The organism is Serratia sp. MMO-28, from assembly GCF_037199905.1.
GTDB lineage: Bacteria > Pseudomonadota > Gammaproteobacteria > Enterobacterales > Enterobacteriaceae > Chania > Chania oryzae.
This window is the reverse complement of the sequence record NZ_JBBCVB010000027.1, coordinates 1-20,176: the sequence shown is the minus strand read 5'-3', so window position 1 is coordinate 20,176 and position 20,176 is coordinate 1. Positions and strand designations below refer to the sequence as shown.

At 56.8% G+C, this 20,176-nt stretch carries 16 protein-coding genes; 1 reads left to right on the top strand and 15 read right to left on the bottom strand.

Going from position 1 to position 20,176, the window contains the following annotated elements:
* Positions 1-60: 60 nt before the first annotated feature.
* The 14 genes from gutM to WG891_RS20730 all read right to left on the bottom strand — a co-directional run bounded on the left by gutM (position 61) and on the right by WG891_RS20730 (position 18,745).
* Positions 61-417 carry a transcriptional regulator GutM gene (gutM, locus tag WG891_RS20795; RefSeq protein WP_076942794.1) on the bottom strand — a complete coding sequence of 119 codons (357 nt, stop codon included), beginning with the start codon at positions 415-417 and terminating at the stop codon, positions 61-63.
* Positions 418-895: 478 nt separating this feature from the next.
* Positions 896-1,675 carry a sorbitol-6-phosphate dehydrogenase gene (gene srlD, locus WG891_RS20790; protein WP_337265016.1) on the bottom strand — a complete coding sequence of 260 codons (780 nt, stop codon included), beginning with the start codon at positions 1,673-1,675 and terminating at the stop codon, positions 896-898.
* 10 nt (positions 1,676-1,685) lie between these two features.
* Positions 1,686-2,048: a PTS glucitol/sorbitol transporter subunit IIA gene (gene srlB / locus WG891_RS20785; protein WP_337265015.1), complete on the bottom strand. Its 363-nt coding sequence runs from the start codon at positions 2,046-2,048 to the stop codon at positions 1,686-1,688.
* Between the two features lie 18 nt (positions 2,049-2,066).
* On the bottom strand, positions 2,067-3,056 hold the full coding sequence (gene srlE, locus WG891_RS20780) for a PTS glucitol/sorbitol transporter subunit IIB (RefSeq protein ID WP_337265014.1): 990 nt from the start codon (positions 3,054-3,056) through the stop codon (positions 2,067-2,069).
* A 15-nt stretch (positions 3,057-3,071) separates the two neighbouring features.
* A complete protein-coding gene (gene srlA, locus WG891_RS20775) occupies positions 3,072-3,620 on the bottom strand; it encodes a PTS glucitol/sorbitol transporter subunit IIC (protein WP_337265013.1) in 549 nt (182 codons plus the stop codon).
* Positions 3,621-3,895: 275 nt separating this feature from the next.
* On the bottom strand, positions 3,896-4,795 hold the full coding sequence (yegS, locus tag WG891_RS20770; RefSeq protein WP_337265012.1) for a lipid kinase YegS: 900 nt from the start codon (positions 4,793-4,795) through the stop codon (positions 3,896-3,898).
* A 705-nt stretch (positions 4,796-5,500) separates the two neighbouring features.
* Complete coding sequence (gene trhP, locus WG891_RS20765; RefSeq protein ID WP_337265011.1) at positions 5,501-6,850, bottom strand: prephenate-dependent tRNA uridine(34) hydroxylase TrhP; 1,350 nt, start codon at positions 6,848-6,850, stop codon at positions 5,501-5,503.
* Positions 6,851-7,080: 230 nt separating this feature from the next.
* Complete coding sequence (locus tag WG891_RS20760) at positions 7,081-7,419, bottom strand: YegP family protein (protein WP_337265010.1); 339 nt, start codon at positions 7,417-7,419, stop codon at positions 7,081-7,083.
* A gap of 144 nt (positions 7,420-7,563) precedes the next feature.
* Complete coding sequence (gene baeR, locus WG891_RS20755) at positions 7,564-8,283, bottom strand: two-component system response regulator BaeR (protein WP_337265018.1); 720 nt, start codon at positions 8,281-8,283, stop codon at positions 7,564-7,566.
* A complete protein-coding gene (gene baeS, locus WG891_RS20750; protein ID WP_337265009.1) occupies positions 8,283-9,665 on the bottom strand; it encodes a two-component system sensor histidine kinase BaeS in 1,383 nt (460 codons plus the stop codon). Before baeS ends, baeR begins: the two co-directional genes overlap by 1 nt.
* Positions 9,662-11,092, bottom strand: a complete 1,431-nt coding sequence (locus tag WG891_RS20745) for an MFS transporter (RefSeq protein WP_337265008.1) — start codon at positions 11,090-11,092, stop codon at positions 9,662-9,664. The genes baeS and WG891_RS20745 overlap by 4 nt, the downstream gene beginning before the upstream one ends.
* A gap of 200 nt (positions 11,093-11,292) precedes the next feature.
* The gene (gene mdtC, locus WG891_RS20740; RefSeq protein WP_337265007.1) at positions 11,293-14,373 is read right to left on the bottom strand and encodes a multidrug efflux RND transporter permease subunit MdtC; all 3,081 of its coding nucleotides are present in this window, start codon (positions 14,371-14,373) and stop codon (positions 11,293-11,295) included.
* Entirely contained in the window at positions 14,370-17,489 is a 3,120-nt protein-coding gene (locus WG891_RS20735) for an MdtB/MuxB family multidrug efflux RND transporter permease subunit (protein ID WP_337265006.1), read from the bottom strand. The genes mdtC and WG891_RS20735 overlap by 4 nt, the downstream gene beginning before the upstream one ends.
* On the bottom strand, positions 17,489-18,745 hold the full coding sequence (locus WG891_RS20730; RefSeq protein WP_337265005.1) for an MdtA/MuxA family multidrug efflux RND transporter periplasmic adaptor subunit: 1,257 nt from the start codon (positions 18,743-18,745) through the stop codon (positions 17,489-17,491). The genes WG891_RS20735 and WG891_RS20730 overlap by 1 nt, the downstream gene beginning before the upstream one ends.
* A 191-nt stretch (positions 18,746-18,936) precedes the next feature.
* Here WG891_RS20730 and WG891_RS20725 point away from each other — a divergent pair, with 191 nt between their 5' ends.
* Positions 18,937-19,887 carry an aldo/keto reductase gene (locus tag WG891_RS20725; RefSeq protein WP_337265017.1) on the top strand — a complete coding sequence of 317 codons (951 nt, stop codon included), beginning with the start codon at positions 18,937-18,939 and terminating at the stop codon, positions 19,885-19,887.
* A gap of 49 nt (positions 19,888-19,936) precedes the next feature.
* Here WG891_RS20725 and WG891_RS20720 read toward each other — a convergent pair.
* Positions 19,937-20,176 (bottom strand): hypothetical protein (locus WG891_RS20720; RefSeq protein WP_337265004.1); only part of this gene is annotated, 240 nt, incomplete at its 5' end.

Below are 20,176 nucleotides of genomic sequence, written 5' to 3'. Positions count from 1 at the left end.
TGAGCATTCCTCTCGGTGAATAATTCACTATGAAAGGTAATGTCTTTTAATGTGAAAATATCATGATTTCGGTTTAATCGCTAACGATAGTGCAGTTTGGCATGCCTGATCCTCGGGGAAGATCACATCTGGGCATAAATTTTGTTGATGCATACCATGTAACTCACTGAGTTGTTTAGGTTGTGCAAAAATGGTCAGGCCTCGCATCAACAGGCTGCCGCATACCCGTTGCTGTTCATCGAACGCCAGCGCCAGTATCACGCGGGGTTTGAAGCGCCCGCCAGAGCGGCCAACCCCTACGGTGCCTTGCTGGCACAGGCGATCAAAGGCGCGGTTGAAACGCTGAATCTGCCACCAGCCGAGGGCGATTTGCATCAGCCAGGCGATAACGGCAAAGGTGATGAGTGCGCTGGTCATGAGGTTGTGCTCCTGTGTAAAAATAAAGGGTAAGGCAGGTGATATTTCCCCTCACCCTAGCCCTCTCCCACGGGGAGAGGGAACGGTATGTGCCACCGTTTTACCCCTGCCTTAATCGTGGCATTTATCGATTCCCACTCCCTTGGGCTGAGGGGCGGTATGCGCCACCGTTTACGCCTGCCTTAATCGTGGCATTTATCGATTCCCACTCCCTTGGGCTGAGGGGCGGTATGCGCCACCGTTTTACCCCTGCCTTAATCGTGGCATTTATCGATTCCCACTCCCTTGGGCTGAGGGGCGGTATGCGCCACCGTTTACGCCTGCCTTAATCGTGGCATTTATCGATTCCCACTCCCTTGGGCTAAGGGCGATATGCGCCACTGTTTTACTCTGGCTTTAACCGTGGCACTTGTCGGCTCCCTCTCCCTTGGGGAGAGGGTTGGGGTGAGGGGACACAATCTCGCCCTCAGCCGATATATCAGAACATCACTTGCCCGCCGGTAATGTTGATCGACTGACCGGTGCAGTACGACGCCTTATCGCTGGCGTAAAACAGCAGGGTGTTCAGCACGTCCTGATACTCACAGCCGCGTTTGAGCGGCACCTTGTCGGTGTAATACTTTTCAACGTCTTCTGGCTTGATCCCCAGTTTCTGCGCGTATTGCGGCAATAACGATTGGAACATCGGCGATTTCAGCAGATTACCGAGCATCAAGGAGTGCACGGTAATGCCATAATCCGCCAGATCGAGCGCCAGCGATTGGGTGAGCCCGACGCCGCCAAACTTGGCGGCGCTGTAGCCAGAGTTATGCTTGCTGCCGACTTTGCCGGATTTGGAGTTGATCTGAATAATGCGCCCGGCAACGCCGTCGCGGATCATCAGGCGCGAGAATTCGCGGGCACAGAGAAAATACCCCACCAGGTTCACCTGCAATGAACGATCGAAATCCCCCAGTTGGAAATCGGTGATCGGCGCTGCTTTGGCGATCCCGGCGCTGTACACTAACAGGTTCGTCTGGCCGAAAGCCTGATCAACCGCACTTGCCAGTGCGATAACGCTGGTTTCGTCGGTGGCATCGGCCTGGAAGCCGATTGCGCGACCGGCACCGTATTGCTGATTGATTTGCTGTGCCACCAGATGGGCGTTGTCAGCGCTCAGATCCGCCACCGCCACGCGGTAACCGGCTTCAGCCAGGCCGTGGCACAGGAAGGCACCTAACGTTTGACCACCGCCAATCACTACAGCTACTTCAGACATGTTGTACTCCTTAAGCAATAAATTTCAGCGTGCTGCCTAATGGGATATCGCTAGGCGTTGGGCCGGTAACGTGGATCGAACCGGGGAATTCCGCCTGTGCCTCGCCGTCGAAACGCACGGTGACGTGGCCCAGTTCGCGCAGGTTCTGCGTAGCAACTTCACCGACGGCGGTGATCGGGTAACGGTTTTCGCCGAGTTCCATCACCCCGCCGACCTGTAAATCACCGGCGGTGTTGCCGTGCTGGTGGATGAAACAGTACTCTTCGATGTCTGCTGGCGCGCCTTCACGGAAGGTGATCAGCATGTCATCCAACAGCGCATCATGAGCACTGTCGCCGATATGGGTAATGGTGGTCTGGAAAATGGTGTTCATCGCTTTCCCCTGTTCAATTTATTGATAAATAAAGGCCGATGCTGCCCAGGCGATCAGCACTGTGGGTGCGCCGGTAAGGAAGCGCCCGACCAGGACCGAAGGCACGCCAACCCGTACCGTATCCTGCTTGGCTTCTGCCAATGACAGGCCCACCGGGATAAAGTCACAGGCGGCCTGTGCGTTAATGGCAAACAGAGCCGGTAATGCCAACTGTGGGGGGATATGGCCAAGGCCAATCTGCACGCCGACCAACACGCCGATCACCTGAGCAATCACCGCGCCTGGGCCAAGGAATGGCGAAAGCAGCGGGAAGGAGCAAATCAGCGCCAGCGTCACCAGGCCGATCGGGCTGTTGGCCAGCGGCGTCAGGCCGTGAGCGATAAAATCCCCGAGCCCAGAGGCCAGGATGATGCCGATCAGTGCCGAGACGAAGGCCATAAACGGCAGGATGGTTTTCAGGATGGTGTCGATGGTGTCACGGCCAGCCTGGAAGAACACCGCCACTACCGAACCCATGCCCATCCCGACTTTGGCCAGCAAGCCATCACTTTGCTCGGTGATCTTCTTGCTGGTGTCGTAGTCGCGCACTTTTGGTGCTGCGGGTTTTTCCGTGACCGGGGCCGTTGCCGCGCCATCAGCCACCTCAACCAGGCTGATATTGTTTTCCCGCACGCCGGAAACGTAGATATCTTCCAGAATAAACTGCGCCAGCGGGCCGGATTGACCGGTGGCATGAATGTTGATGGTCGGGATGCGGCGTTTCGGGTAAATACCGCAGCGCAAGGTGCCACCGCAGTCAATAATCATCACGCCGATTTCTTCTGTTGACGGTTCACCCTCTTTAAAACCGTCAACCGCTGGCCAGCCTGTCAGTTCACTGATTTTGTCGACGATCGCCGGGCGGGTACCGGCGGTGATATAGACAACCTTCTTGCCCGGTTCAATAGCCAATTGCAGCGGGCCACCCCAGCCGCTGGCACCTTTTTCAATACGGATATAAGCGCTCATGCTGCACTCCACAAATTAAAGTTGAACCACACGATCCAGTTTGATGCCCATCTTGCGTTCGAACAGGCTAGTGGTGAGATCGGTGATCCAGCCACGGAAGAAGTTGGTGAACAGCCCAACCAGGAAATAGCTCACGGCCAGCGGGGCCAGCGGCAAACCCAGCGTGGTTAGCCCGCTGGCGACGCCGAGGTAAACGAACAGTTCACCGGGGTTGATATGCGGGAACAGGCCGTTCATCGAGTGGCAACTGTAAGAAGCTGCTGCGTAGTAGCTAGGCTTGTATTTCTCGGGCATAAAGCGCCCAAGGCTCAGGGTCATGGGGTTACAAAACACAAAGGTGCCAATCAGCGGCAACAGCAGGTAGCGTGAAACCGGGTTACCTGCACAACGCTCTGCCAATCGTTCGATTCGTTCCTGGCCAACAAATTTGATCAGCGCGTTCATGATAACTAACAGGCAGATCAACAAAGGTAAGATGCCGGTCACCATGCTGACAAACACCTCACCACCTTTCTGAAACAGGCCGATAAACCATTCGGCTCCGTGGGTTATTAGATCAATCATTATTTTCTCCTGTGATGGATGAAATGGCGTGGAGCGAACGGCGGCCCTGTCGCCATGGGTCTACAGTAATCATTTTATGAAGTTATTTGTTTTAAATGGATCACAGTTTGAAAGATAAATATTTTATTTTGAAAGATAATAATGAAAGAAAAGGAAGATTAAAACCAAGGGAAGAGGGGGAATGGCAATAAAAAACGCCCGATGTTATCGGGCTTGAAGATGGATTTATTTTAAAAACAGATGATTAGCGGCTTTGACAGAGAGAGAACTGCAGGTTAACCCAACAGTTCGCAGTTGGGCGGCAAGCGGCACTCAATTGCGCCTGGCAGCAATTCAATGCGGAAATGTTTGCCTTTCAATGGTTCGCCATCAAGGTTGAAGGTGATTTCGTGTGGCGCGCTAATTTCCAGCCAGGGCAATGAGGCATCAACCACGCTGCTGTTTTCTTCACCGCTGAACAGGCTGCTGATCAGAGCCGGTAGCAGCTCTTCAGCGGTCAGCAGGCGCAGTTGCAGCAGGCCATCGTTGATCAGTGCGCCAGGGCACAGCTGCTGCCCGCCACCGGCCTGTTTACCATTGCCGATACCGATTACCAGCGCTTCGCCGGACCAGTGGAAATCCGGCCCGTGGATCTCGCAGCGGTCGGCTTGCAGCGTATCCATACGCAGCAGGCCATGAATAAAATAGGAAACGCCCCCCAGTGCCGCTTTCAGTTTTTCCGGCGTTTCGGTGGTGATGCGCGTACCAAAACCGCCGGTAGCCATGTTGATGAAGTAGCGATCCTCATTCACCTTCGCCAAATCGACCGGCACGGCTCGGCCCTTAATCGCCAGCGGTAACGCCTGATCCACCGCCAGAGGAATATTACATGCGCTGGCGAAGTCATTAGCGGTGCCCAGCGGCACAATACCCAATATTGGGCGTGTGGTGGCTGGGCGTTGGGCCAGCGCTGTGACCACCTCGTTAATGGTGCCGTCACCCCCCGCGGCGATCACCGTTTTTGCTCCCAGTTGATCGGCTTCTGCGACGAAGCGCGCAATATCACCCTGCTCCCAGGTAACGCGAACATGCAATGCCAGACCTTCATCCCGCAGCGACTTCACCGTAGAGCGTATTTCCTCGTTATTGGCGCTTTTGCCGTTAATGATAAGCAGCGCTGACGCGTGATGGCTCATTTTTATCTCCAGGGTGAAAAAGAGTCTGTCTAAACGATAAACTACAACTGAGGGATGGGCCACCTGAATATTCAGGTAATAGCTTATCGTGCCGGGTTAGATCGGCATTTTCTTACACGGTTGGATATTTCTATCTCGGCTTAAATGTTTGCATTAAAAAAATGATTAATTGTTATATTAACTCTTATATATTAAGCGATGCAGACTATTCCCTAAATTAAATTTGAGAAATTTCTTAGGAAAATGCTTTTTTCCCATTTCCCTTGCTGGCAACGCGGTGAGCCTTTATCAATAATCTCGGCCTTGGTTATAGCCGTCATACCTCAAGTCGCTTTCCTCACTTGCCCAGTCACTTACTTGAGTCAGTGAGGCTCACCTTGCGCGGTGGGCCAGCGCAAGCGCTATTCAAATCCGTCAATTGCCGCCTGCAAGCGACTCGGATTATTTTGGGCACCGCTGACGGTTTCAGTGTGTTTTGGCTGTGGCGAATTAATGCTGTGAAAATCAAGATGAATAAGCAAAGAAAAAGCCAACCCAAGGGAGATTGGGTTGGCTAAGGAGGTGGTTCCTAGTATTGCTATGCAAATGTTTTTCGTTCTTAGTTTTAAGCAGCCTGATAATAACCAAGTTGTACAGTAATTGATGTGATCTAATTCTAATATTTGCTAAAAATCACCACCGTTTGAGGTGGTGATTAAAATCGTATCACGATTCGCTATTTTCTTCCGGCAGATTGCGAATCAACAAGGCGTAATTCAGGTCAACATCCTCAGGGATCGGCAAATAAACGATATGGCCGTTACCCGGCGCAACGTCAATCATTTCCCCTTTTTTATTCTGCATGGTTTCCAGCGTAAACAGGATGTTACCACCTGGCGTCATCATTTCTACGCTATCGCCGCGCAGGAATTTGTTTTTCACATCCACTTCAGCCCAGCCGTTGCGGCGTACGCCGGTGAATTCGCCGACAAATTGCTGGCGTTCAGAAATTGAAGAGCCGTAATCATAATTCTGGTGTGCATCGTGGGTGTGGCGACGCAGGAAACCCTCGGTATAGCCACGGTGCGCCAAGCCTTCCAACGTAGTCAGCAGGGTGGGATCAAACGGTTTACCGGCAACGGCATCGTCAATGGCGCGGCGATACACCTGCGCCGTGCGTGCGCAGTAGTAAAAGGATTTGGTGCGGCCTTCGATTTTCAGTGAATGCACCCCCAACTGCGTCAGGCGCTCCACGTGCTGGATGGCCCGCAGATCTTTCGAGTTCATGATGTAGGTGCCGTGCTCATCTTCAAAAGCACTCATGTACTCACCAGGTTTCTGCGCTTCGGAAAGCATAAACACCTTATCCGTCGGCGCACCGATGCCGAGTGTTGGCTCAACGTTCTGCACCGGGATCGGCTCATGCAGATGCACGATGCTGCCGGTATCGTCTTCTTTACCTTCTTCCGCTTTGTACTGCCAGCGACAGGCATTGGTGCAGGTGCCCTGGTTCGGATCGCGCTTGTTGATATAGCCGGAAAGCAGGCAGCGCCCGGAATAGGCCATACACAGCGCACCGTGAACGAAAATTTCCAGTTCTATCTCAGGTACCTGGCTGCGGATTTCAGCGATCTCGTCCAGCGACAGTTCGCGGGAAAGGATCACGCGCGTCAGCCCCATCTGCTGCCAGAATTTTACCGTAGCCCAGTTGACCGCGTTGGCCTGCACCGAAAGGTGAATGTCCATCTGCGGGAAGGCTTCACGCACCATCATGATCAGCCCAGGGTCGGACATAATCAGCGCATCTGGCCCCATGTCGATCACCGGTTTCAGATCGCGCAGAAAGGTTTTCAGCTTGGCATTGTGCGGCGCGATGTTGACTACCACGTAGAATTTTTTACCCAGCGCGTGGGCTTCGTTGATCCCCAGTGCCAGATTCTCGTGGTTGAATTCGTTGTTACGCACCCGCAGGCTGTAACGGGGCTGGCCGGCGTATACCGCATCGGCACCGTAGGCAAAGGCGTAACGCATGTTTTTCAGCGTTCCCGCCGGGGAAAGCAATTCTGGTGTAAACATAGTGATTCTCGGTCTGATTTCAGGTCAGCACCACGCCACCCAATGGCGCGGCGAAAGTGGGGAATTGTAGCGGCAGCCCGGCAAGAAATCAGCAATTAACCAGAGTTTTTTAGGGGAGATCGCGCTTATTGCTGGGGAATTCACCCTGGCCACTGCATTGGCTCAGTGACCGAGGGTGCTTTCTGTATTTTTTGCAGGTGAAGCTGTGGATTGCCTTGCATGGGCGTGAATCAAGCATTCAAATCGTGCACATGTGAGGTTACGCCATGCTTGATCACCGACTGAACGCCGTTTTTGGCAGCGCTTTCCGAAGCGTATATCTGGCTGGTGCCGATCACCTCGTGATTCTTGGCTCTCAATACAAAATAGGGTTTGTTGCTGCTGCTGAGCTTCAGTTCGAATTGGGCTTCATGTGGAGCATTTGCGCGTACAGAAGCGATGCCATTTTCTGCTGAGGCTTTGCTGGCGTACATCTCGCTGGAAAGAATAATCTCTCCGTTACTGGCTTTCAGAGTGAAGTGATACTGTCCATTGCTCGATTTTTTAAGCTCATAGTGGCCGGTTGCCATAGTCCTTCTCCGCTTGGTTCAATGACAGAGGTAAGTGTAGCCAATGCTTTGAAAAGTGACGTTTGAGCGGCAACGTTATCGCAAGATCTGTGATCTTTTACACTCTATCTGCCACCTGGCGCACTGGGCAGCTTGTGCGCAGTATTATGCAAGGCCGTTAATCAATCGGCAGGGTTCGGCTTCCCAGCGATAACCCACGCCGTAGACCGAACGGATAAAGGCTTTCTCGCCGTCAATCAGTTCCAGCTTGCGGCGCAGGTTTTTGATATGGCTGTCGATGGTGCGATCGGTAACGACGCGGTAATCGTCGTACAGGTTATTGAGCAACTGCTCGCGTGAGAAGACGTTGCCCGGCTGGCAGGCCAGGGTTTTCAGCAGACGGAACTCTGCCGGCGTCAGATCCAGAATGTGCCCGCTATAGCTGGCCTGGAAACGTGGTTCATCAATGTGCAGCAGCCTTTCTTCCTCGCTGTGTTCCAGGGGGCGGTAGCAGCGGCGCAGGATGGCTTTGACTCTGGCGACCACCTCGCGCGGGCTGTAAGGTTTGCAGATATAGTCATCGGCACCGATCTCCAGCCCCAACAGGCGGTCGATCTCCTCAATCTTGGCGGTCACCATCATGATCGGTACATCGGTAAAGCGGCGCAGCTCGAGGCAGATAGTTAACCCATCGCAGCCCGGTAGCATCAGATCCAGCAGGATCAGCGCCGGTTGCTGTTCATGCACCGCTGGCACCACCTCACGGCCGTTGGTCAGCCAGCGCGTGACGTAGCCCGCTGCTTGCAGATAATCCACCAGCAATTGGCCCAGCTTGGGTTCATCTTCCACAATCATAATCTGCAATGGTGGGTTTGGGTTTTCCATCATGAGGCCTTGTTGTTCAGCGTAACGGGGAAATCTACTGTAATGCGCACGCCGCCGAAAGGCGAGTGCTGCGCATGGATCGTGCCGCCGTGGGCTTCCACAATATTCTGGCTGATGGCCAGCCCTAGCCCGGCACCGCCGCTGGCGCGGTTGCGTGAGCCTTCGGTGCGGTAAAAGCGTTCGAAGATGCGTGCCAACTGTTCGTCACTGACGCCGGGTTTGCTGTCCTGCCAGTAAATCCGCAGCCCTTCCGGCAAAGGTTCGATACCGATCTCCAGCTTGCCGCCGGCGTCGGTATAGCGCAGGCTGTTTTCCAGCAGATTGTTGAACAGCTGGTTGAGGCGATCCGCATCGCCGAACAGTGTCGCCTGTTCTGGCAGATGGGTAACGATCTCCAGCCCTTTGGCATGAAAACGTTCGCGGAAGGCGGCGACGGCGATGTGCACCAAATGCACGCAGTCTACCGATGATTTACGGTAGGCCAGGGCGCCGAGATCGGACAGCGAAAGCTGATGCAGATCGTCCACCAGTTTGGTGAGGGTAGACACCTCCGCCAAGAGTGAGCTGATCGACGCCGGTGTCGGTTGGCGTACCCCATCCTGCAAGGCTTCCAGCTCACCGCGCAACACCGCCAGCGGAGTGCGCAGTTCGTGGGAGACATCTGCCATAAAGGCCCGGCGCATCTGCTCGTTCTTTTCCAGCGAGATAGCGAGGTGGTTGAAATCCTGCGCCAGGCGGCCGAGTTCATCCTGGCCGCTGGCCGCGACGCGGGCAGTGAAATCCCCCGCCGCCAAACGATGGGTGCCAGCGACCAGCCGCTTTACCGGTGCCAGCAGGCCGCGCGACAGCAGCCAGGTCACTGCGGCGGCCAGCAGCGTCGACAGCGCGACGATCAGCCAACTGGTGCGTTTTTGCTGCCGATCGAAGTTGATGTCGGCGTTGCGCGTTAGCTTCTCCGGCGGGGCCGCCATCACCCAGCCGACGATCTGATTGTTGTAGCGGATCGGATGGCGGGTACTTTCTTTCGGGATCGGACCAGAGTGCCCCACCAGCCGCCGATATTGGCTATCGACGATCCAGAACTGCGACCGCCAGCCCTTGGGGGGCAGATTGTGGCTGCTGTCGCTGTTTTGCTCGAACGAACGCACGATGCGGTACACCACCTGATCGTTATTACGCAGGAATGCCCAGTTACCGTGCAGGCGATACTGCTCTTCCAGGGCGTCACCGAGCATGGTGATACGCTGCTCGTTACTCTGCTTGATATAGTCGATAAAGCCCCGTTCAAAGCTGATACGCACACCCCAATGCATGGTGATCAGCACCAGCATGCAGGTGGCGAAGATCGCCATGAACAGTTTGCCGGTGATACCTATTCTCATTGCAACCTCGTTGAGCCGCTACCCAGCTCTTTTGTCAGTTTACGGTTGGGGGCGATATTGGTGGGAACGCGGGCGAAAACCAGCGCGGGCAGGGCGATAATCAGCGCCATACACAGGTAACTGTAGATAAAGGCGCTGTGGATCTCGGGGCTGTCGGCCACCACCTGGTGGTGGGCGAAACTGCCGATCAGGATCCCGGCCACGCTGACCCCCAGGCTCATGGAAAGCTGCATCACCATCGACAGCAGGCTATTTCCGCTGCTGGCGTGGCGATCGGGCAGATCTTTCAGCGTCAGGGTATTCATGGACGAGAAACGCAGCGAGTTGACCATGCCCTGGAAAAACAACACCACCGGCAGCAGATAGACCCAGCCGAGCATCGCCACCAGCGGCAGGGTTAAGCTGACTACCGCCAACAATAGCGTGCTGGTGACCAACACGCGGCGATAGCCAAAACGGTTGACGATCTGCACCACAATACGCTTCATGCCCATGCTGCCGATGATCATCGGGATCATCATCAACCCGGCATGGAAGGGAGAAAACCCCATGCCGATCTGTAGGAACAGCGGCGTCATAAACGGCAGCATACCGCTGCCGATGCGCCCCAGCAGGCTGCCGGTCAGGCCGATTCTATAGGTTTCTGTTTTAAACAGGTGCAGTGAGAACAGCGCCCGGCTATTGCCCTTGGCATGCCACCAATAACCGGCCAGCGCCGCACAGCCCAGAACCACCAGCCCAAGCAGAAAGGAAGGGGAAAGCCCCATCCCCTTGTGCCCGTCGAGCGCCAGCGTCAGCGTAGCCATGCCGATCGCCAGCATGATAAAGCCGCTGAGATCAAAGCGGCGGGTTTGCATACGGTAATTGGGCATCAACAGCAGGGTGGCGATAGCGCCGATAATCCCCACCGGAATATTGATCAGGAAGATCCAGTGCCAGTTGGCGTATTGCACCAGAAAGCCCCCCAGCGCAGGCCCCATCAGCGGGCCGATCTGGCCGGGTAACGTCACGAACGTCATGGCCGCCATATACTGTTCACGCGGGACGATTTTCATCACCGTCAAGCGGCCAACCGGCACCATCATTGCGCCGCCAATGCCCTGTATCACGCGGAACATCACCAGCTCATTCAGCGTTTGCGCCTGTGCGCACAGCACTGAACCAAGGGTGAACAGCACAATGGCGCTGAGGAACACCCGCTGGGTGCCAATCTTATCCGCCAGCCAGCCGCTGGCGGGCAGCATCACCGCCACCGTCAGCACATAGGAGACGATCACCGACTGCATGCGCAGCGGGTTTTCCCCCAGACTGGCGGCGATCGACGGCAGGGCGGTATTGACGATGGTGGTATCCAGCGCCTGCATAAAGAAGCCGAAGGCTACAATCCATAGCTGCCATTGTACTGGGGCGGTCTGTCTGGTAATCATTCACCTACCTTTCATGTTAAAAGCTATCGTGATAGCTAATGCCGGTCAGTTAAGCGAAAAACCGCATAGTCATGCACCCATTGGTAAAGTTGTAGTCCCCCTCTCCCTGTGGGAGAGGGCCGGGGTGAGGGGCTTGTAGTTCGCTGATCTTCCCCCCCACCCTAACCCCGAAGGAGAGGGTTAATTATCCTGATAGCCATTTATTGCGGCAGCGGTGCCAATTTTTTACCACGGCGGAACTTCATCTGTAGCCGATCGAAATACAGGTAGATCACCGGTGTGGTATACAGCGTCAGTAACTGGCTCATCACCAATCCCCCGGCAATGGTGATGCCGAGCGGTTGGCGCAGTTCGGCACCATCACCGCTGGTCAGCACCAGCGGCAGTGCGCCAAACAGCGCTGCCAGCGTGGTCATCATGATTGGCCGGAAACGCAGCAGGCTGGCCTGGAAAATCGCCGCGCGCGCGCTGATGCCACCGTTGCGCTGTGCGTCGAGGGCAAAATCGACCATCATGATGGCGTTTTTCTTCACAATGCCGATCAGCAATAGGATGCCGATCAGGGCGATCAGGCTGAACGGCGCGCCAAACAGCTCCAGCGCCAGCAAGGCACCGACCCCGGCGGAAGGCAGGGTGGAGAGGATGGTCAGCGGATGGATATAGCTCTCATACAGCATCCCCAGCACGATATACACCGTGGCGATGGCGGCGGCGATCAGCAGCAGCTGCGATTTCAGCGTTTCCTGGAACACCTGTGCGGTACCGGCAAACGTCCCGCGCACCGTAGAAGGCACACCGATCTGCGTCATGGCGCGCTCGATGGCGGCGCTGGCCTCGGACAGGCTGCCCCCTTCCGGCAGGTTAAACGAAATGGTCGAGGCGGCCGACAGCCCCTGATGGTTGACCGCAAGCGGGGCATTGGCCGGTTGCCAGCGGGCAAAATAGGACAGCGGGATCGCCTGGCCCTGTTTGTTAATCACGAACATCTTTTCCAGCGAACTGACATCCTGGGTATAAGGCGGTGCCACCTCCATCACCACCTTGTACTGATTCAATGGCTGATAGATGGTGGAAATCTGGCGCTGGCCGAAGGCGTTGTTCAGCAGATTGTTAGCATCGGTAATCGAAATGCCCAGCCGCGCCATGGTTTCGCGATCGTAAGACAGGTCCATTTCCGAACCTCGGTCCTGCTGATCGGAGTTGACGTCGGCCAGTTCTGGCAGCGCCGCGAGCGCCAGCCGGATCTTCGGTTCCCACTCGCGCAGCTCGCTGAGATCGTCCGCCAGCAGCGTGTACTGATAGCTGGCGTTGGATTGCCGCCCACCGGCACGGATATCCTGCACCGCCATCAGGAACAGGCTGGCTCCGGGCTCTTTCGCCAGCTTGGCGCGCAGCCGGGCAATGACCTTTTGTGCATCGTCGCTGCGTTCCGACAGCGGTTTGAGCGAGATAAACATCGAACCGCTGTTGGTGCGTGAACCGCCGGTAAAGCCGGTGACGTTATCCACATCTTTATCTTCGCGCACGATCTTCATAAAGTCTTCCAGCTTGCCGCGCATTGCCTGGAACGAAATGCTCTGATCCGCCTGGATAAATCCCATCAGGCGGCCGGTGTCCTGCTCGGGGAAGAAGGTTTTCGGGATACTGATATACAACCAAACGTTGAGGGCGATGGTGGCGAAAAACAGCGCCAGTACCCAGCGTGAATGGCCGAGCACCCAGTTCAGCGAGCGGCCATAACCCCGTTGCAGCGCCAGCAAGACTTTGCCAAAACCACGTACGCGCCGCTGCGCGCGCGCAGGCTGATGGCGCAGCAGATAGGCGCACATCATCGGCGTCAGCGTCAGCGAGATCAACAGCGACAGCCCGATGGATACCGACAGCGTAACGGCGAACTCGTGGAATAACCGCCCTGGCAGGCCCCCCATAAACAGCAACGGAATAAATACCGCCACCAGCGATATGCTCATGGAGAGCACGGTAAAGCCCACTTCACGCACCCCTTGCAGCGCGGCGTTGATCGGCTTCATTCCGGCCTCAACGTGGCGAGAGATATTCTCCAGCACCACGATGGCATCATCCACCACAAAGCCGGTGGCGATGGTCAGCGCCATCAGCGACAGGTTGTTCAAACTGAAGCCGCACAGGTACATGGCGGCAAAGGAACCGATCAGCGACACCGGCACCGCCACCGCAGGGATCAGCGTGGCGCGGCCGGAGCGCAGGAAGATAAACACCACCAGGATCACCAGGCCGATGGCAATCATCAATGAGCGCTCCACCTCTGCCAGTGAGGCACGAATGGTGGGGGAACGATCCTGTGCGATATTCAGCTGGATGGAGGTGGGAATATTTTCCCGCAGGGCGGGCAGCTCGGCGCGGATGCGATCGACGGTTTCGATGATATTGGCGCCCGGCGAGCGGCTGACGGTCAGGATAATCGCCGGCTTGGCGTTGGTCATCCCTGCGTTACGCACGTCCTGCACCGAATCAACCACGTTGGCCACATCGCTCAGGCGCACCGCAGCGCCGTTGTGGTAGTGGATCACCAGCGGCTGATAGGCAGCAGCGGTTTTCAGTTCGTCATTGGCCTGGATCTGCCAGCGCTGCTGTGAGTCGTCTACCGCGCCCTGCGGCCGACGGACGTTGGCATTGGCAATGCTCTGGCGCACGGCATCCAGCGAAACTCCCTGATTAAACAGTGCGCCGGGATTCAGTTCCACACGCACAGCAGGCAGGGAACTACCGCCCACGGACACATCGCCCACCCCTTCGGTCTGGGCAATTTTCTGCGCCACTTGGGTGGAGGCGAAATCATACAGTTGCCCCTGGCTGTAGGTGTCCGAAGTCAGCGTCAGGATCATGATCGGCGCATCGGACGGGTTGATCTTGCGATAGGTGGGGCGGCTTGGCATCCCGGTCGGCAACAGATTCTGTGCTGCATTGATCGCCGCCTGCACGTCGCGGGCGGCACCGTTGATATCGCGTTCAAGATCGAACATCAAAATGATCCGCGTGCTGCCGAGCGAACTGGTCGAGGTCATTTCGCTGACCCCGGCAATCCGCCCCAACGCGCGTTCCAGCGGGGTGGCCACCGAAGACGCCATGGTTTCCGGAGAGGCCCCCGGCAGTGATGCCGTGATGGCGATCACCGGGAAATCAATCTGCGGCAGCGGCGAGACCGGCAACAGCCGGAAACCGATCACCCCGGCGATGGCGATCGCCAGCGTCAGCAGGGTGGTGGCAACGGGCCGATAGATAAACAGGGCGAAGAATTTCACGGCAGCTCCTGCGCATCCGGCTGGTGATGAGTATTACGCGCCAGCTTGTCGAACAGCAGATAAATCACCGGCGTGGTGAACAGCGTCAGGATCTGGCTCATCACCAGCCCGCCGACCATACAGACACCCAGCGGGCGGCGCAGCTCGGCCCCCACACCGGTGCTGAGCATCAGCGGCAGCGCGCCGAGCAGGGCGGCCAGCGTAGTCATCAGGATCGGGCGGAAACGCAGCAGACAGGCCTGATAGATGGCATCGTAAGGCGTCATCCCCTGTTCGCGCTCGGCGGCCAGCGCGAAGTCGATCATCATGATGGCGTTCTTCTTCACGATGCCAATCAGCAGGATGATGCCGATAATGGCGATCACATCCAATTCATGGCCAGACATCATCAGCGCCAGGAGGGCACCGACCCCGGCGGTGGGCAGGGTAGAGAGAATGGTCACCGGGTGAATAAAGCTCTCATACAGCACGCCGAGCACGATATACATCGCCACTACCGCCGCCAGGATCAGCCACAGAGTGCTGCCGAGCGCCGCCTGGAACGCCAGCGTTGCCCCCTGGAACTGGGTGGTAATGTCATTGGGCATGTTGAGGTTTTTTTCCGCCTGAACAATGGCCTCCACCGCTTCCCCGAGTGAGTAGCCCGCGGCGACGTTGAACGACACGGTGGCGGAGGGGAACTGGGCCAGGTGGTTGATCGTCAACGGGCCAAAACGCTCTTCAATCTTGGCAACCGTGCTCAGTGGCACGATGGTGCCGTTGCTGCTGGTCAGGCGGATATCGTTGAGCGCCGCCAGCCCCGGCGTGCTGCTGACATCATGCTCCAGCACCACCCGGTATTGATTCGCCTGGGTGTAAATGGTGGAGATCAGCCGCTGACCGAAGGCGTTGTACAGTGCGTTATCGATAGCACTCATGGTGATACCCAGGCGCGAGGCGGAGTCACGATCGACATTCACAAATGCCACCAAACCTTGATCCTGCCAGTTGCTGCTGACGTCGCTGAGCTGCGGGGCCTGCTGTAACACCTGCATTAACTGTGGCACCCATTGGCTGAGTTGTTCAAGCGACATCGCCTGCAGCGTGAACTGATATTGGGTGCGGCTCACCTGGGTATCGATGGTCAGATCCTGCACCGGTTGCAGGTACAGTTTCACGCCGGGGAACTGCGCCGCCTGTTGTTGCAGGCGGGTAATGATTGCCGGAATGCGATCGCTGCGTTCACTCAGCGGCTTCAGGTTGATCTGCAAGCGCCCGCTGTTGAGCGTGGCATTGCTGCCATCAACACCGACGAACGAGGTCAGGCTTTCTACCGCCGGGTCTTTCAGGATCTCGGCAGCCACCTGCTGCTGGCGCTCGGCCATATTGCTGAACGACACGCTTTGCGGCGCTTCCAGCGTGCCCTGAATAATGCCGTTATCCTGCACCGGGAAGAAGCCTTTCGGGATCAACAGATACAGCAGCACGGTGAGGATTAGCGTGCTGAACGCTACGCCCAGCGTTAGCCAAGGGTGATTCAGCACCACTTTCAGCCACACGCCGTATTGCGCGATCACCCGCTCAAAGAAACGTTCCGAAGCACGGGAAAAACGGTTCTGCTTGCGCAGCGACTCATGGCTGAGCATGCGCGCGGACATCATTGGCGTGAGCGTCAGGGAGACCAACGCGGAAATCAGGATCGCCACCGCCAGCGTCACCGCAAATTCGCGGAACAGGCGGCCGACGATATCGCCCATAAACAGCAGCGGGATCAGCACCGCTACCAGTGAGAAGGTCAGTGAGATAATGGTGAAGCCGATCTCGCCAGCCCCTTTCAATGCTGCATCCAGCGGCTTTTCACCTTTCTCGATATAGCGCGAGATGTTCTCGATCACCACGATCGCATCGTCCACCACAAAGCCGGTGGCGATGGTCAGCGCCATCAGCGTCAGGTTGTTGATCGAAAACCCAAGGAAATACATGGCGGCGAAGGTGCCTACCAACGAAAGCGGTACCGCCACGCTGGGGATAATAGTGGCGGGCACATTACGCAGGAACACGTAGATCACCATCACCACCAGCACGATCGCCAGCAACAGTTCGAACTGCACGTCGCTGACCGACGCCCGAATGGTGGTGGTGCGATCGGTCAATACTTTCACATCCACCGATTTAGGCAGGCTTTTGATCAACTGCGGCAGCATTTCACGGATGCTGTCGGCTGTGGTGATGACGTTAACCCCCGGCTGGCGCTGAATATTCAGCACGATGGCCTGCTCGTGGTTCGCCCAGGCCGCCAGACGGTTGTTTTCCGCCCCCTGTTCAATGGTGGCGATATCCTGCAGGCGGATGGCTGCGCCGTTCTGATAGGCAACGATCAGCTGACGATAGTCCTCTGCAGACTTCATCTGATCGTTGGCGGAGAGCGTGACTGAGCGCGTTGGGCCATCCAGGCTGCCTTTGGCGGAGTTGACGTTGGCATTGCTGATCGCCGTGCGGATGGTTTCACTGTCCAGCTTGTAGGCGGCAACCGCCGCGGCATTGAGCTTTACCCGCACCGCCGGGCGTTGGCCACCGGAAAGGGTCACCAAACCGACGCCGGAAACCTGAGAAATCTTTTGGGCAATACGGGTTTCCACCATGTCTTCCACCTGCGTCATCGGTATGGCGCTGGAGGTGACCGCCAGCGTCAGGATCGGCGGATCGGCAGGGTTAACCTTGCTGTAAATCGGTGGGTAGGGCAGATCGTTGGGCAGCAGGTTGGTGGCGGCGTTGATCGCGGCCTGCACTTCCTGCTCTGCAACGTCGAGCGGCAGCTCAAGCTGGAACTGGAGTGTGATCACCGAGGCCCCGCCGGAACTCTGCGACGCCATCTGTTTCAGGCCGGACATCTGGCCAAACTGCCGCTCCAGCGGCGCGGTGATCGCCGAGGTGACCACATCCGGGCTGGCGCCGGGGTAGAGCGTGACGACCTGAATGGTGGGGTAGTCCACCTCCGGCAGCGCAGAAACCGGCAGTGCGCGGTAACCGATAATGCCGGCCAGCAGGATCGCCAGCATAAACAGGGTGGTGGCCACCGGGCGCAGGATAAACAGCCGGGATGGACCGCCACCGGCTTTTGGGGGCATGGCCTGCATCAGGATTTCTCCTGCGTTTGACGCGGGTGCTTGGGTTTCGCCGCTCCTTCTTGCGGCTGCTGTGGTGCCAGCACTTCCACCTGCATGCCTTCGGTCAGGCGATCGATACCGTCGGTCACCACGCGATCGCCCACTTTCACTCCGGTGGTGATCACCACCTGCTGGCTGTCCTGCACGCCAGCGCTAACCCGCTGCTTACTGACTTTGTTCTCTTCGTTCAAGAGCCAGACAAAGTGGCCTTCATTGCCCATTTGCAATGCGGCGCTTGGGATCACAATCGCATCATGCAGGGTGGCGACTTTCAGCCGCGCGTTAACGAACTGATTGGGGAACAGCGTGTCGTCCTGATTATCAAAGCGGGCTTTCAGCTTGATGGTGCCAGTGGCGGTATCAATCTGGTTATCCAGGCTGAGTAATAACCCGTTGGCGAGTTGCTGCTGATTGGTGCGATCCCAAGCTTCGACGCTCACCGGCCCGGCCTTTTGCGCTTTCACCAGATCGGCGATATCGCTTTCCGGCAGCGTGAACACCACGTCGATCGGGTGGGTTTGGGTGATCACCACGATCCCGGTGCTGCTGCCGCTGGAGATGTAATTGCCTACATCCACCAGTTTAAGGCCAACGCGGCCGTCAATGGGGGCGGTGATCTTGCTGTAGGTGATTTGCAGTTTAGCGCTGTCGACCGCGCCCTGATCGGCTTTGACCGCGCCCTCGCTCTGGCGCACCAACGACAGTTGGGTATCCAGATCCTGGCGCGAGATCAGATTGGTTTTAACCAGTTGCTGATAGCGCGCCAGATCCCTCTTGGCGTTGGCCAGCGTGGCCTGATCTTTCGCTAGTTGCCCCAGCGCCTGCGTCAGTTGCACTTCATACGGGCGCGGATCGATTTCCGCCAGCAAATCGCCCGCTTTCACCTGTTGGCCTTCGCTAAAGTGGAGCGCCATCAGTTGGCCGTCCACCCGGCTGGTGACGGTCACGGTGTTGGCGGCGGTGGCGGTACCCAGCCCGCTCAGGAAACGCGGCACGTTTTGCTGGCTGGCGGTAGCGGCCTGAACCGGTGACATTGGGGCATTACGTCGGCCACCGGCTCTGCCGCCAGCCCCCGCATTCCCGCTCCCCGCAGGGCGAGCCCCTGGGGCAGCCTCCGTCGCGGTGGGCGTGTTGAAGTGACGCCAGGCCAGAATGGCAACAATAACCACGATAACTACCAGCAGCAGGCGTAGTATCAATGAGCGGCGTTTCGGTTTTGCATTCATGGTGATGAGGGTTCTCTCCAGAGACAGACAAGCAGGCAATCATTGCCAAAAGTGACACGTCCTACAGGATACTAGTTTAGCGAGGAGTACCAGCAAAAAAATGAAGGAAATATGGAGGAAACGTCAGGTTTCTCGGAAGAAAACGCAAAATTAACCGCAGTGATTCTTAGGCTGAATGACAGGAGTGGATGATGGGTAAAAAAGAACTGGGGCGTTCCGGCATTCAGGTGCCGAGTCTGACCTTTGGCGGCAACGTGTTTGGCTGGACGGCCGACGAGGCCACCTCGTTCAGCCTGCTGGACGCGCTGCTGGATTACCAACTGAATTTCATTGATACCGCCGATATATATTCCTCTTGGGTGCCGGGTAATCACGGCGGCGAATCGGAAACGGTGATCGGCAACTGGCTGAAAAAAAGCGGCAAGCGTGATCGGGTGATTATCGCTACCAAGGTTGGCAAGCCGATGGGGGAGGGCAAGCAAGGGCTTTCACCGCGCTATATCCAACGTGCGGTAGAGGATTCTCTGCGCCGTTTGCAGACGGATTATATCGATCTGTATCAATCCCATGATGACGATCGCGATACGCCGCTGGCAGACACCCTGGCGGCGTTCGACGCGCTGATCAAAGCCGGTAAAGTGCGGGCGATTGGCGCTTCCAACTATCAGGCGGATCGGCTGGAAGAGGCGCTGAAGGTGAGCGAGCAGCACGGTTTCGCGCGTTATGAAACGTTGCAGCCGGAATACAATTTGTATGCGCGCGCAGGCTATGAAACCGCGCTGGAGAGCGTTGCACAGCAGCATGGTTTGGGGGTGATTAACTTTTTCGCGCTGGCCAGCGGTTTTCTCACCGGCAAGTACCGCAGCGAACAGGATATGGGCAAGAGCCCACGGGGTGACACTATCGTTGCGCGCTATCTGAACCCGCGCGGTTTGCGCATTCTGGCGGCGCTGGATCGGCTGGCGGCCAAGCATCGGGCTACGCCAGCGAAGGTGTCATTGGCTTGGCTGATGGCTCGGCCAAGTATTACCGCACCGATTGTTAGTGCTACTTCGTTAACGCAGTTGGATGAGTTGGTGGGGGCGATTGAGCTAAAGCTGGAGGTTGAGGATATTAAGGTGCTCAATGAGGCGAGTGCTTAGGTTTATGTGGGGCAAGTGTCATGGGAATTGCCGTAAATAGAGTGCAATTCTATGAAACGATACTCACCGTAATAGGATATTCAGGCAATGCAATAGGTGAGGTGAGCACCGGTGTTGACGCCATTGAAGGCGCAGAACGGAGACGCGGCGCATAGGCGAAACCGCCACGGACGGCGGTTTCAGGCGAGACAGGCAGGGATAATGAGATGGACGCTCCTACCACGGCATCGCAATGTGCCACAATTTGAGTGTCTAATCTCAACAGCAGGAGCGTCCAAATGAAAGTATC